This is a genomic window from Metasolibacillus meyeri (genome assembly GCF_003049505.1).
Lineage (GTDB): Bacteria > Bacillota > Bacilli > Bacillales_A > Planococcaceae > Metasolibacillus > Metasolibacillus meyeri.
Genome location: NZ_PYWN01000038.1, coordinates 61,128 through 75,207, shown reverse-complemented (window position 1 = coordinate 75,207; position 14,080 = coordinate 61,128). Strand labels below are relative to the sequence as shown.

General features: G+C 33.2%; 10 protein-coding genes. 6 read left to right on the top strand and 4 right to left on the bottom strand.

Annotated features, from left to right (window positions below):
• Nucleotide 1 precedes the first annotated feature (1 nt).
• Nucleotides 2-691, top strand: a complete 690-nt coding sequence (gene ispD / locus C9J34_RS06715) for a 2-C-methyl-D-erythritol 4-phosphate cytidylyltransferase (protein WP_107839086.1) — start codon at nucleotides 2-4, stop codon at nucleotides 689-691.
• 445 nt (nucleotides 692-1,136) lie between these two features.
• Here ispD and C9J34_RS06710 read toward each other — a convergent pair whose 3' ends face one another.
• The 3 genes from C9J34_RS06710 to C9J34_RS06700 form a co-directional block, all read right to left on the bottom strand.
• Nucleotides 1,137-2,102, bottom strand: a complete 966-nt coding sequence (locus tag C9J34_RS06710; protein ID WP_107839085.1) for a S41 family peptidase — start codon at nucleotides 2,100-2,102, stop codon at nucleotides 1,137-1,139.
• A gap of 59 nt (nucleotides 2,103-2,161) precedes the next feature.
• Complete coding sequence (locus C9J34_RS06705; protein ID WP_107839084.1) at nucleotides 2,162-2,386, bottom strand: hypothetical protein; 225 nt, start codon at nucleotides 2,384-2,386, stop codon at nucleotides 2,162-2,164.
• A gap of 172 nt (nucleotides 2,387-2,558) precedes the next feature.
• Nucleotides 2,559-3,422, bottom strand: coding sequence for a TetR/AcrR family transcriptional regulator (locus C9J34_RS06700; protein WP_193768919.1), 864 nt, complete (start codon nucleotides 3,420-3,422; stop codon nucleotides 2,559-2,561).
• A gap of 882 nt (nucleotides 3,423-4,304) precedes the next feature.
• On the opposite strand from C9J34_RS06700, the gene C9J34_RS06695 reads away from it, so the two are divergent.
• Genes C9J34_RS06695 through C9J34_RS06685 form a run of 3 tightly spaced genes read left to right on the top strand, consistent with a single transcriptional unit; the run spans nucleotide 4,305 to nucleotide 10,633 of the window.
• Nucleotides 4,305-7,463: a lantibiotic dehydratase gene (locus tag C9J34_RS06695; RefSeq protein ID WP_193768918.1), complete on the top strand. Its 3,159-nt coding sequence runs from the start codon at nucleotides 4,305-4,307 to the stop codon at nucleotides 7,461-7,463.
• A 1-nt stretch (nucleotide 7,464) separates the two neighbouring features.
• Nucleotides 7,465-9,288 (top strand): ABC transporter ATP-binding protein, encoded by a 1,824-nt coding sequence (locus C9J34_RS06690; protein WP_107839081.1) that lies wholly within the window; start codon nucleotides 7,465-7,467, stop codon nucleotides 9,286-9,288.
• 43 nt (nucleotides 9,289-9,331) lie between these two features.
• Complete coding sequence (locus C9J34_RS06685; RefSeq protein WP_107839080.1) at nucleotides 9,332-10,633, top strand: lanthionine synthetase C family protein; 1,302 nt, start codon at nucleotides 9,332-9,334, stop codon at nucleotides 10,631-10,633.
• 239 nt (nucleotides 10,634-10,872) lie between these two features.
• Here the strand turns inward: C9J34_RS06685 and C9J34_RS06680 are convergent, their stop codons facing one another.
• Nucleotides 10,873-11,925, bottom strand: a complete 1,053-nt coding sequence (locus C9J34_RS06680; protein WP_107839079.1) for an NAD(P)/FAD-dependent oxidoreductase — start codon at nucleotides 11,923-11,925, stop codon at nucleotides 10,873-10,875.
• A gap of 432 nt (nucleotides 11,926-12,357) precedes the next feature.
• Between C9J34_RS06680 and epsC the strand changes: the two genes are divergently transcribed.
• On the top strand, nucleotides 12,358-13,299 hold the full coding sequence (gene epsC, locus C9J34_RS06675) for a serine O-acetyltransferase EpsC (protein ID WP_107839078.1): 942 nt from the start codon (nucleotides 12,358-12,360) through the stop codon (nucleotides 13,297-13,299).
• Between the two features lie 148 nt (nucleotides 13,300-13,447).
• Nucleotides 13,448-13,924, top strand: coding sequence for a 2-C-methyl-D-erythritol 2,4-cyclodiphosphate synthase (gene ispF / locus C9J34_RS06670; protein WP_107839077.1), 477 nt, complete (start codon nucleotides 13,448-13,450; stop codon nucleotides 13,922-13,924).
• Nucleotides 13,925-14,080 lie beyond the last annotated feature (156 nt).

The window sequence follows — 14,080 nt, the reverse complement described above, 5'->3', positions numbered from 1 at the left end:
AATGCAATATGAAGTAGTGTTGCCTGCTGCGGGCAGTGGAAAGCGGATGGGAGCAGGGCAAAACAAGTTGTTTTTGCCTCTTTTAGAAAAGCCAATTTTAATGCACACACTAGAAATATTTGAGCGGGATCATCATTGTACAGGTATTTGGTTAGCGGTGAAGCCAGAGGAGAAGACTTTTATTGAGGAATTACTTGAGCGCTATCATATTACGAAAGTAAAGGGCTTACCTGCTGGGGGTGAAGAGCGTCAGCATTCTGTTCATTCGTGCTTGAAGGCGATGGAGCAGGTGGAGATTGTTCTTGTACATGATGCGGCTAGACCATTTATTACCCAAGAAATTATTGCGCAATTAGCAAAGGTCGCCTATGAAGAGGGCGCAGCGATTGCTGGAGTTCGTGCGAAGGATACGATGAAAAAGGTGCGTGGTACAGTTATCGCTGAAACAATTGAGCGTGATAGCTTATGGATGATTCAAACACCACAGGCATTTCGCTTTGATTTACTAGCGGAGGCTGCCGATGTAGCAGAAAAAGTAGGTTTTTTAGGCACAGATGAAGCAATGCTGGTGGAACGTCTTGGACATGAAGTGCATATTGTCGAAAGTAGCTATGAAAACCTGAAAATGACGACGCAAGAGGATTTATTATTCGGAGAGGCTATTTTGCGCAAGCGAGTGAATGAAGGATAGGTGCTGTTTGGAAAGTAATGTGTGAGCTTACTTTCCAAACGGTTTTTTTAGTACGCGTGAAATTTGGCGCTATCGTAGTTTAAAATAAAGGCTTGATGAATCCTGTTAATGGAGAAAATAAGAGTGACTATTGTTCTTTTTTCTATCTTGTAATTACACTATACAATTCGATGATTTGTAATTTACCTAGTTGGATGTTTATAAAAACTTTATCTCGTTTAAATAGCTTTGTTTATCCCACATTAACGGACAGTAATGTTTTATGTATCGAAAGCAAATATTTTCTGTGCGAAAGCAACACGACAGGTACAGATACAAGACACCCACCTCAAAACTTGAGAAAAATAAAAAGGGTAGGTGGGCGATAACTGTCCGTAAAAGCCAGATTCGTTCAACTAACAATCAGTGGGGGATGAGGAAATTCCCCACTGATTGAAGTTTCACTTTATTTGGTTAACCATTCTATTGCTTGTTCTAGCGGATGATCTGTTTGAACATCTGGTAGAACTGGCGTGTCATAAAATACTTCGCCGTTTAATGTTTTATTATAGGCGACTGTAATGTTAATTAATGTACCGTCATATAAAGGAAGTGTTATATTGGCAGAAGCATAACCAGCAGAGGGTTGACCAAATATTTTTGCGTGTGGCTGTCCCATAAATGCCATTAATACTGCTTCACCTGAACTGGCTGTTTGGTCATCGATTAAGACAGCGACTGGCACATCGAGTTTAAATGGTGTGATATTTGTTGTAATTTGTGTGCCACCCCCGATTGATTTTCCGTTTTCTAATTTTACCGTCCAATCACGATCTAAATATTCAAGGTGATAAAGGTCCCCATCTTCGAGAAATGGAGAAACGGCAGTAATCATAGGCCCCATGTCTCCACCACGATTTCCACGAAGATCGATAATGGCTCCTTTGATGTTCATGTTGTTTTTAATTTCTTGTAGAACCGTATCAGCGTACTGTTTTCCATTGGCAGCGGCGTCTATATGCTGGGGTAATTTTATAATAAGTAGGTCTCCTTCACGCGTGGTTGAGGGCATTTCATCTTTTGCAGAAAGTGTTTGTCGATTTTCTTTCGTTAGTAAGAATGAATGTTTTCCGCCTCCAACTTGTAAGGCTTCTTCAATGAACAAGTACGTATCTTCGTAAACGGAAACTTTTTTAAACTCATTTTTAAGCTTTTCTTTTGTTTCTTCCCATTGTTCACCGTTTGCATAATAACCATTTAATTCAATCATTTCGATTGCAACTTTCCCATATCTTTCGGCATTCGGTGCGAAGATATAAATTGGTTTGCCAAATTGTGCACCGACAACTGGGCCGAATTGATAAACTAAAAAAATACTTGCTAACAAGAAAATACTTAGGGTAATCGTTATCCATTTAAAGAATTTCAACATTATCTCTACTTTCTTATAAAGAATAGTTTCTTTTTATTTTTATGGTATCTCTTACCTAATTATACTCGCTTCTTCTTATCTAACTCATATAATATAAAGAAAAATGATAAGACAAATACAATTAAAAACCATATTATTCGTGATGTTGAAAGGATATCTCCAAATGATTCCTTATCTAGTTTATAGAATAAAAAGGTTGCTAAAGTACTTCCTCCAACGCTAATCATTGAAATTATTAGTGCAGAAATAGCAGAAACAAATACTTGCTTAATCGTTATAGACATATTAATTACACCTCCTAGGTTAATTGATATTAGTTCAATCCTGTTTGTTCATCTAGACTTTCATATAATGGACTTCTGTTATCTATCTGTTTGTAGCGAATATCATTTTCATAGTTACACAAGGTGATTCTCCATGACTAAGTATGTATGTGAGAAGTTTTAAGGAAGTATTTCATTGTATGAGTTCAATACAATCCTCAGCAATGTACTGTAAATCTTTAATTTGCTTTATATTTCGTAATAAACCTTTAATAATTATCAAATCTGCCTTTGGGTTTGAGATTTCCTTTTGAATTAATTTTAAAGAAGAATATACTTCAACATATTTGTCCTTAGATAAACGGATATTTTTAATCAAAACTTCTAAATCCTCAATTTTTAATTTTAATTGGTCTTTCATATCTAAATTTTCATTAGTAAATTCTTGAGGCATATAATCTTCAAGTAAAATAGGTTCAATGTCGGAGCGAGCAAAACCATTGTAAATACAAGAAATAATTTGACATATAAAATTAACTAAATCTTCTACTGCTAGCGTATTTCGATCAAAGATAGCTACTGTAGAGTACTCTTCAATAAGGCTGTTTAAGATAACAACCATATCTAATGAGCAGTAATTTAAATTTTCTCCACCAATATATCCTACAATATCTAACCATCTACGATATATTTTATTTCTTTTATCAGTTATATACTTAGCGAGTTTGGGGTCGTTTATATTTTGTTCATTCATTTGCATTATTAAAAAATCTTCGTTTTCAAAAGCAACATTTAAATAGTTTGTTAAGATTACTTTGAAATTATTCATCCTATCATCATTAGATTCGCCTTCTGGTAAATTAACATCTAAGCGTTCATATAATGAATCTAAATAAAAATGATAAATAGAGCTAAGAATATCCTTTTTGGAAGTAAAGTTGGCGTACAATGTACTCCTCGATATCTCTGCGCAGTTAGCAATTTCCTGTACACTGGTTAAATGGTACCCCTTTTGAGAAAATAATTTTAAAGCGGCTTTAATGATTCTTTCTTTCAAAACTATCACCTCATTTATTTTTCTTGTAACGATTAAGAAGTTAAAACATACTGATCTGTTCAGTATGTTTTAGGAAACTTAGTAATTTAATATTTTGCAACTACTAATTATCGAATAATTATATAAAAATTATTATGTTTATTATTGATTTTTATATAACAAACACCTAATTATTTATGTTATTTTTTAAAATCTTTCTATTTTATATATTACACAAAATTGGAATTAATGGATATATAAATGTTGTTTATGATATTTATTTTGATACATGTAATATTTGTGAAATAAATGTAATGTTTGTGAAATATAAAATTATCTTTTTACATTTTTGGGTGGTTGACTAAATATTTAGAATAATTTACTATTTATCTTGTGATCACAAACAATTCAAAATATTAGGAGGCAATTTCGTTATGCAAAATGATTTCGATTTAAACATTCAAAAAAACTCAATCAAAATTGATGACACTGTTCAACCACATACGGTTTCTCCAATCAGAGTGTCACTAAGGGCTTGTCCTACTAAAACATGTCCAACATTCGTATGTATTTCTTTTGGTTGTAGTAAATAATATTTAGAAATAGGTTAGTGAAGTGAGAAAGAATAGTTCATCTCCTAGTTTTAGAGGTGAACTTTTCTTTCATTTTATGACAGGAAATATTTTAAATATAAATGAATTTCTTTTACTCATGACGCTAGGTATCAAATTTATGAAAAAAGATTGTTTATTACAAAATAGAAATCATAATTAATCAAAGTATTGTCAGGGGGGACATTTGCGTTATTCGTAATTAATTCAAAGATTATTGTCAATTAACATGCTCACTCTTATAATGGCTTAATTTATTGATTTATTAATACTTATGGGGGAATGGTGTCAAATGATTACAGGTTCTATTGAAAGACAAATAAATAAACAAGGGTTAGAAATAATGAATAAATTCATGATTAGAAACTCATATATGGACAAAAACTATTTTTTTGAAAAACTTTCAAATGAAGAGTTAAGCAAAATGTCCCAAAATGAGCAACTAATCTATCTAAAAAACCTTGTTCTGTGTGATAAAAAGATAAAAGAAACGATAGCCATATCAAGTCCTTCACTTTTATCTTCAATTGAGAGTATAAGTACTGATAGTAAATCGAAAGATAAAAGAAATGTGATTAAGGGAATTTTTAGATATCTTAATAGAGTTTCAACAAGAACAACTCCATTTGGTTTGTGCGCAAGTGTTGGTATAGGAGAATTTCTTCAAAATAGCACAGAAAGAGAAATCTCTTTTAATTACCAAAAGCGAGTGCAAATTGATATGGAATGGGCGCATAAATTAATTAAATTATTACAGGCAGATTACGGGTTACTTAATCAATTAGATGTGAAATTAAACCAGGGAATCTTAATTAAGGGGAATCGAGCGAAGTTAGTATTTAGCTCCGATAGTGTTGACTACGAAGGTTCAAATAGTACGTACAGTGAGACAACTATTAATTATAACCACATTGTTGAAGAGGTATACTCATTATCTAAGAAAGGAATTCCTTTCAGAGAAGTAATTGCTATTCTGTCGTTGAAATATCCTCTTGTTGAAACAAAGGTCATTACTCAATTTCTAGTGAGTTTGGTTGAGCAAGAGTTTCTTGTTACTAACTTGAATATACCAAACAATGTACATAATCCTTTAGCTCATATTTTGGATGTATTATTAACTACAAATGAAAAACATCCTATAGTGAATGAACTTAAAATCATTAATGAAATGATTAACTTTTATCAGGAGCTTCCCATTGGTGAAGGGCTTGATATTTATATGAACACGATAGAAAAAATGAAAAATATAGTTTCCGTAAAAAACTTTTTAAAAGTCGACCTTATAACAAATGAAATATCCTATCTCTTAACTGAATCTCACAAGAAAGAAATAGAAAATATAACTAAATTATTATGTGATTTTACAGCTATTAATGGCGGTGTTGTCGATGCAAGTTTGCAAGAGTATCACTCTAGCTTTTTGGAGAGATATGGGTTAGATAGAGAAGTGCCTATCCTAGAACTATTAGATAAAGACTTTGGCTTAGGAGCCCCTAATGGTTATAAATACCCTCCTAATGAGGAAGAAAATGGAGATTTTAAAGGGAGACATCTACTAGGTTTTGTAGATAATTTATTTTTAGAATGGATTATGGAATCTCTGCTTACTAACCAATATGAGCTTCAATTAAGTGAAGAACATATAGATATGATTAGTAAAGTGAAGGAGTCTGAAAACAGGCTACCTGATTCATTGGATATTTATTTTACGACTCACAGACATAATGGAGAGAAAAAGTTCATTTTAGGTTCTAATCCATACGCTAATGGAGCGGGTTCAACATTGGGGAGGTTTATTAATTACTTTCCAGATCAATATGATTTTTGGATAGATATAAATAAACGAGAAAAGAAATTACATCCTGATGCATTGTTAGTAGAAGTCCAACCAGCTCCTGTAAATCCACGTAACCTTAATGTTTGCCAAGTGAAGGATAGAAGGGATTACAACATGTGTATTATTAGCAATACACATATTGAAAATAATATTAATATCGATGATGTTGTAGTTGGCTGTACTCATGACGCGCTCTATATTAAATCTCAAGAATTACAAAAAGAGATTATTCCTTTAACTAGTCATATGCTTAATCCAGATATATGTCCTAATGTTTATCGATTTCTCTTAGAAGTAGGGGCACAACGGCGTGGTACGAATTATCCGTATTTTTTTAGTAATTTGGTTAGCCTAGATTTAGCTTTCATCCCACGAATCTCATATAAAAATTTCATATTATCACCTGCAAGATGGACTATTAAGCACCATACTTTTAAGGGGTGTAAAAATTTAGAGGATTTTATAGATGCTTTTAATGTGTTTAGAGAAAAATACTCCCTTCCTAAGTATGTATATTTATCTGTATTTGACAATCGAATTCTTCTAAATACGGAAAATACAATGCATATTCAAGACCTTTTTAAGGAGGTTTCAAAACTTTCTCATGGATTAACCCTTGCTTTAATTGAGTACGTAGAGAGTGATGAAAAATACCCAACTGAATTAGTTTTTTCTTTAATTAATACAAAAATATCATCAGATGAAGAAGTGTTTACTAAAAAGGTATTGAATAATAATATGCGGGTTATCTTGGATAAAAATCGTATGAAAATGCCTTTTTCAGAATGGATTTATATTAAACTTTACTGTCCAGAAAATCGGCAAGAGGAACTTTTAGGAGAACATTTATTAAAATTTATTCATAAGAACGATTGGTTTGAACAGTTTTTCTATATGCGCTATAAAGATCCCAAATTCCATATAAGACTGAGATTTAAAGTACCTTTAGTGGACAAAGAAAAGTTAGATAAAGTTAAAGAATGGATTAATCAGCTACAGGAAATTGGGATTATCAGTAATTGTATTATCGATACGTATGATCCAGAAATTGAGAGGTACGGTGGTCCAGAGCTCATTAACTATGCAGAAAATTTATTTTATTATGATAGCCTCCTTTCATTAGAGTTAATAAATAGAAAACAAAATCAAACCTTATCTATTTCAAAGGACCATTTGTCTATCATTAATATTAGCAATTATATGCATAGCTTTGGATTAGATTATCAGGAGCAATTAGCATTTTTGAGTAAGACTTTGGATTATAAAAAATATCTAAAAGAATTCAGGGAAAATAAAAATTCTCTAGTCAATATTTTCGAAAAATACAATAATACACTAGCAAGAAATAAGTATTTAGAAGAGCACCCGGTATTGTATGATCTTTTTCAATTAAGGAATGAAATGTTAGCAATCTATCTAAAAGAGGTTAATCGCTATGAGAAAGATGGCTCACTTTATTCAAATAAGGATCACATACTAGATAGCATTATTCATTTACATCTAAATAGGCTAATTGGAATTGATCGGGAGTTTGAAGAAAAAGCCCTTTCTTTATATCGACATATCCTTTATACCTGGATTAATCAAGCTGCTATGTTAAAAGGAGAAAATTGAAATGGTCACTGATCAATCTATTAATGTAAGAAATATCCTTTTTACTTTTTCTTATTGGCCTCGTATTTTTAAAATGCTTTGGAAGGCGAATCCAATTTATTTTCTCAGTATTTGGTTTTTTTCTATCGGACGTGGTATGTTGCCAGCTTTAACATTGCTGGCAACACAACAAGTCGTCAATACAGTAGTAACGCTTGAATCTAATACGAGCTTTAATGTAGTGATGTTGCCTTTGTTTATTTTTATTGGACTTTTGTTTTTAAATGAGTTGCTATTAATCTTTCAGCTACATACAACTACAGTTTATCAAACCTATATATCAAACTATGTAAACATTGAAATTATTAAAAAAGTTGGTCGAATGAGTTTACCAAGTTTTGAAAATTCACTTATACAAGATCAACTACAACGTTCACAACAAGAAGCTAGCTTTAGACCTTATCAAATATTTGAACAAATTTTATCCATTATCACAGGTATTGTTACGTTATTGTCATCAGCAGCGATACTTTTCTCTTGGAGTTGGAAACTGACATTGTTATTGGGTGTTATACCAGTTTTGTTTTTCTATGCTTACTTAAGTCTAGGTAAGACAGAATTTTTGATTCACTATAAAAGAATTCCTAATTACCGAAAAGCTTGGTATCTTTTACAATTACAAATTAGAGATTCGAGCTTTAAAGAAGCTAAGCTTTTTAAATTAAATAACTACCTTCTTAATCAATATCGAAATATAATCAATCAATTTCTTGATGAGGATAAATATTTAGCTAAAAAGCGTACAAAGCTATCCATTTTTTCTCAATTAATGGGTAACATTATAGTTGGTGTAGTTATTTTCTTTATCGCCTATGCTGGATACAAAGGTGAGATTAGTATAGGTAGTCTAGTTGCATATTTTTCAGTGGTATCTTTAACATTCTCCAATTCACAAAATATAGTTTGGGATATTGTTAATATATGTAAAAATAACTTATATATTGAGCAGTTATTTTCCTTCCTTGATTTCGAAGATAAAGAAGATGAAATAGAATTAAAACAACTAACTAACTCTTTTCCATCAAAAATACAGTCAGTAGAGTTCATAAATGTTTCATTTAAATATCCTAATACAAGTAATTACGCTTTAAAAAATATAAATTTAACTATTAATAAGGGAGAAACATTAGCAGTGGTGGGGAAAAACGGATCAGGTAAGTCTACGTTAATTAAGTTAATATCCAGACTTTATCCAGATTTTGAAGGGGAGATACTAATTAATGGTGAATCCATTCGGAACATTCCGATAAATAAGTTATATGAAGAAATAGGTGTCGTTTTTCAGGATTTTGTTAACTATGAAATGACCCTTGCAAATAATGTTGGCTTCGGTGATATTAACAATCATGATAATAAGGATAAGATTAGTGAATCATTAGAACAAACTGGATTAACAATGTTTGCTGAAAACCTACCTAATAAATTAGATACACAGCTAGGAAAATACTTTTTAGATGGTTATCAATTATCTGGTGGCCAATGGCAACGTTTAGCTATTGCCAGGGCGTTCATGAGAAATGCTTCTCTTTACATCCTTGACGAACCAAGTGCAGCTTTAGATGCTGAAGCGGAGGCTGATATCTTCAAGAGATTTGCTGAGCTGGTTGAAGGCAAAATTGGAGTTTTTATTTCCCATCGGTATACTTCTATTCACTTTGCCGATAAAATTATAGTTTTAAGTGACGGTGAAATTGCTGAAGAAGGTACCCATGATAGCCTTATAGAGAATGAAGGAATCTACTCAAAACTTTATAAACTACAAATGAATAATTTTAAGGTAAGGTAATTTAATGTAATAATATGGATTTGCCTTTAGGGGGGTATGTAAAATGAGTAGTACAGATTTAATATCAGATAAAGATTTTCAATATTTTATTCAAAATTTTCAATCAAATTTCTCGGATCCAAAGGAATTGTTGTCTTTTTTGCAAACACAAGAGGAGCATTCTGAACAAACAATTGATTTCACTTTGGCCACAGGTTTGTCAGGATTGCTGGTTTTATCGTCACAATTAAGCTACAAAGATAAGGAGTGGAATAAATATGCATTTAAAATCTTGAGCTATATAATTGATAATCTTCCATCTCTAAATTTATCACTCTGGAGTGGGATAACAGGAATTTCTGCCTCTGCTTATTTAGTTTCGGATAAAGGCAAAAATTATACCAATCTTATTAGTCAACTTAATGATGTTATTTTTACCAATACTGATGCTTATCTAAGGCAAGCACTTAATAATATTGAAAATGGAAAAGTGAATAGTTTCGACTTTGAAACGATATACGGATTAGCTGGAATGGCTAGATATTTGCTTAATTTTAAAGGTGATACAAAAATATACAATCTTATAAAAGACATAATAGATTACTTCGTTCTTCTAAACGAAAAGAAAGATTTTAATGGGCTCCTCTTGCCACAATATTTTATTACTGTGGAAAACCAATATATCGATGATAAAACCAATTACCCAGATGGACATTTGGATTTGGGGCTATCTCATGGGATTTGTGGGCCACTAGCCTTACTAGCTATTTCTAGGGAATATGGATTTAACCAACCTAGACAAACTGAAACTATTAAAGAAATGTGTGAATTCCTCATACAATGGGGGCAGAAAGACGCTGTTGGTATATGGTGGCCTTCTAAACTTAATTTACAGGAATTATTAAATAATCAACTTGATACCACTCAGAAATATCCATTTGCGTGGTGTTATGGTACGCCAGGAGTAGCTAGAACATTATGGTTAAGCGGACGAGCTCTTAATAACGAGCGTTATAAGAAATTTGCATTAACTACCTTTAAGGGCTTGGCAAAATATCCATTTGAAGACTTAAGATTAACTTCTCCAACTTTCTGTCATGGGGTATCTGGGGTTCTGCACTTAACCTTTTTAATGTACTTAGAAACTAAAGATGAAGAGCTATATCAATTTATTCAAGTGTTAAAAGTAAAGTTAGCCAATTTTTATAACCCTAAAAATCCATTGGGATTTTATGATATTGATCATAATGGCAAAGAGGCTCTTTCTTTGGGGGTACTAGAAGGTATAAGTGGTATTATAGCCACATTAAGTGCCGTTGAACAAGGGGAAAAACCTTCGTGGTCCTCACTTTTTATGGTTGACTAACCTTGTATTTCAGGATAAGCGTCAAACTGTGTTCATTTATTAAGTGCTATTTTTCATCGTTGTTAAAAAATAGAAGTCACTGAAGATAATCAAGTTGAATTGTCCTCAGTGACTTAATTTAATTGTTATGGGAAGTTTCTGAAAGGTTGAAAAACTTATTTTAAAGCCTTTTTGTTAAAGTAAATAACGTAAAACTCTTGTTAGTTGGAAGTAATTTGTACCTCTGATTAGGCCTATTTTTACTTGCTTGCTTTTACTAACTGCTTTTCAATAATCGAACGATTTTTCTCTTTAAACAGGTCATTGTGTGATGAAACCATTCCATAACGATAAGCACTTGGCTCCAAGTACGTTTTAATGGAGTTAACCGCGTTTGCTGCATCTTGGAAAGTACCGATAAGAAGGTTAACTTTGCCTTCGAATGTTAAAATATCACCTGCTGCAAAAATACCAGGATGTACTGTTTCACCGGTTGCTTTTCCTTCAAAATAGTAATCGTCCTTTTTCGATAATGCGATGGCTTCATCGAATTCGACGGAGGATTCGCGGTTATAGCCGTGGCTTACGATAACCTCATCAATTTGACGTGTATAACTTTGTTGCGTTTGTGAATTTTCACATGTGACGAACTGGATGGCTGTTTTTTCTGTATTTGCTGTAAGCTTTGTAATAGTTGTGTTGCATTCAATTTGCACGCCGGCCTTGATCGCTTCCTCAATTGTTGCTTCATGGGCTGATAGCTGTTCGCTTCGATAAACAACAGTCACGTTTTTTGCGATAGGGCTAAGTTCAACTGCCCAATCAATCGCAGCATTACCGCCACCTGAAATAATAATTTCTTTGTCAACAAAGCGCTGATACGATTGCACTGTATAATGTAAATTTGTCATTTCATATTTTTCTGCCCCTTCTAATGTAAGCTTTTGTGGGCTAATAATGCCTCCACCAATTGCTAAAAGGATTGTCTTCGAGTAATGTTGCTCACCTTTTGAAGTACGGATGATGAATAAATCATCGTGACGTTCTATAAAATCAACTTTGGTATTCGTTAAAATGGTAGGTTCGAATGTTTTTGCTTGTTCGATTAATTGTTTAACAAATTGTCCTCCAAGTACAGGGGGATGACCGCCAACATCCCAAATAAGCTTTTCAGGATAGAGTAACACTTTGCCTCCCAATTCTTGCTGACTTTCAATCAATTTTGTTTTCAAACCACGTAATCCACTATAAAAAGCGCTATACAAACCTGCGGGACCACCGCCGATAATTGTTACATCATATATATTTTGCATTTATGTCGCTCCATCCTAAAAAATAATCATTTAATTTTAATTGATAACGATTATCATTATCGCATGAAATTTCAGAAAAGAAAAGTATAGAACGGTAATCACAATAAAATAATAAAATCTACTATTATAATTTTAGTCAACGATAGAATATAAAGTTTTCTCTAGTTCAGATTTACTGAATGTATTATTTGTAATGCCGATTTGCTTATTGCTTGCCCAGATAACCGCTTTAACTTCTATACTAGCGTTTGATTTTCCATGCATACTATGCACCAACACGGTGTAGCATTATTAATCTAAATTCCTCTTGTCAAATACTCATTGAGTGAAAATAAAATGAACTGTTGCAAACGACAGTAATCTTTTGTACCCTTATAAAAACACAAGTATTATTATATGGTTAATGAGAAAATGAAGGGGTGTTTTGTTGTTATGAATTTAAATGAATGGTTGAACGAAAAAGTACCAGCAATTACGAGCTCTCTGAATGATATAAATAAACAATATATTGATATTGAAAATTCTATTGGCTTTGTTGGGCGTGATGAAATCTATAAAATTTTAGATAAATTTCATGAAGTGCTATTCCCAGGGATTTACACGACACCACCGATTGATGAGATACGCATTAATATTGTAAGCAGTAATAAATTACGCGAAGCAGCGCTAGATTTGCGTGATATTATTGAAAAAGTATTGATTTATAATATGGAGGATAGCAATCCAGCAAATTGTGAAACATATTGCCGTGAGCAGGCAGACCAAATCGTCATGAATTTAATTGCTAGATTCCCAACGGTTCGTAAAGTGCTACAAACAGATATTCAAGCTGCATATAATGGAGATCCAGCAGCTCTTTCTACAGAGGAGATTTTGCTAAGCTATCCATCGGTTGTTGCGATGTTTATCCACCGTATTGCACATGAATTGTATGAGATGGGTGTGCAAATTGTGCCACGTATTATGTCAGAGCATGCACATCGTTTAACAGGTATTGATATTCATCCAGGAGCATCTATTGGCGAATCCTTCTTCATTGACCATGGTACAGGTGTGGTAATTGGGGAAACATGTACGATTGGTAGAAATGTGAAGGTTTATCAAGGTGTAACGTTAGGTGCACTAAGCTTCCCACTTGATGCAAATGGCAATCCAATTAAAGGTATTAAACGTCATCCAAATATTGAGGACAATGTGGTTATTTATGCAGGGGCTACGATTTTAGGCGGAGATACGACAATCGGTCATGATTCGGTGTTAGGTAGTAATATTTGGCTAACGCATTCTGTACCACCGTATTCTCGCGTGTACAATTCACAGCCATCTCCGAATATCAGCAATAGCCAAATGAAAAATATTGAGTATCATATTTAACCATTTACAGTTGTCACGAAAAGTGAAGTGTTATTGACCATAGCAGAAAAAGCGCGTTTCAAAGCAATGTTTTGAGCGCGCTTTTTTCTATTTCTATGGAAACTTTGATATGATAGAAAGTAAATAATTAATTAAAAGGAGGATGAATATGTTTCGAGTAGGGCAAGGTTATGATGTACATGCATTTGCGGAAGGACGCAAATTAATTTTAGGCGGTATTGAAATTCCGCATGAGCGTGGGCTTTTAGGGCATTCAGATGCAGATGTATTGTTACATACGATTACGGATGCAGCGCTTGGGGCAATTGGTGAAGGGGATATTGGGCGTCATTTCCCTGATACAGACCCAGAGTGGAAAGATGCTGATTCAGCAAAATTGCTACAATATATTTGGAAAATTGTTGAGGATAAAGGCTATGTGTTAGGCAATGTAGATGCAACAATTATGGCACAGCGGCCTAAGATGGCACCGTATATCGAGTCAATGTGCAACCGAATTGCGGAGTTATTAAATGCGGATGTCTCACAGGTCAATGTAAAAGCCACAACAACAGAGAAATTAGGCTTTGTTGGTCGGGAAGAAGGAATTGCGGCATTGGCAACAATTTTGTTAATTAAAAAGTAACAGAGTGGCTGTTGGGGTGCATGTTTTTCCAACGGCTACTTGCATTTTTCATGAAGTCGTGTTGAGCAATTTGCTTTTTTATTCGCCGCACTTTTCTTTGTATATGGACAATGGTAAAATGGACAAAGTTAAAACGGTCGGAAATTTTTTCATGAC

What these genes read in the sequence shown, in the direction of transcription:
- C9J34_RS06710 (WP_107839085.1), bottom strand. Translation starts at nt 2,102, where the DNA reads ATGTTGAAATTCTTTAAATGGATAACGATTACCCTAAGTATTTTCTTG.
- C9J34_RS06695 (WP_193768918.1), top strand. Translation starts at nt 4,305, where the DNA reads ATGATTACAGGTTCTATTGAAAGACAAATAAATAAACAAGGGTTAGAA.
- ispD (WP_107839086.1), top strand. Translation starts at nt 2, where the DNA reads ATGCAATATGAAGTAGTGTTGCCTGCTGCGGGCAGTGGAAAGCGGATG.
- C9J34_RS06690 (WP_107839081.1), top strand. Translation starts at nt 7,465, where the DNA reads ATGGTCACTGATCAATCTATTAATGTAAGAAATATCCTTTTTACTTTT.
- C9J34_RS06685 (WP_107839080.1), top strand. Translation starts at nt 9,332, where the DNA reads ATGAGTAGTACAGATTTAATATCAGATAAAGATTTTCAATATTTTATT.
- epsC (WP_107839078.1), top strand. Translation starts at nt 12,358, where the DNA reads ATGAATTTAAATGAATGGTTGAACGAAAAAGTACCAGCAATTACGAGC.
- ispF (WP_107839077.1), top strand. Translation starts at nt 13,448, where the DNA reads ATGTTTCGAGTAGGGCAAGGTTATGATGTACATGCATTTGCGGAAGGA.
- C9J34_RS06705 (WP_107839084.1), bottom strand. Translation starts at nt 2,386, where the DNA reads ATGTCTATAACGATTAAGCAAGTATTTGTTTCTGCTATTTCTGCACTA.
- C9J34_RS06680 (WP_107839079.1), bottom strand. Translation starts at nt 11,925, where the DNA reads ATGCAAAATATATATGATGTAACAATTATCGGCGGTGGTCCCGCAGGT.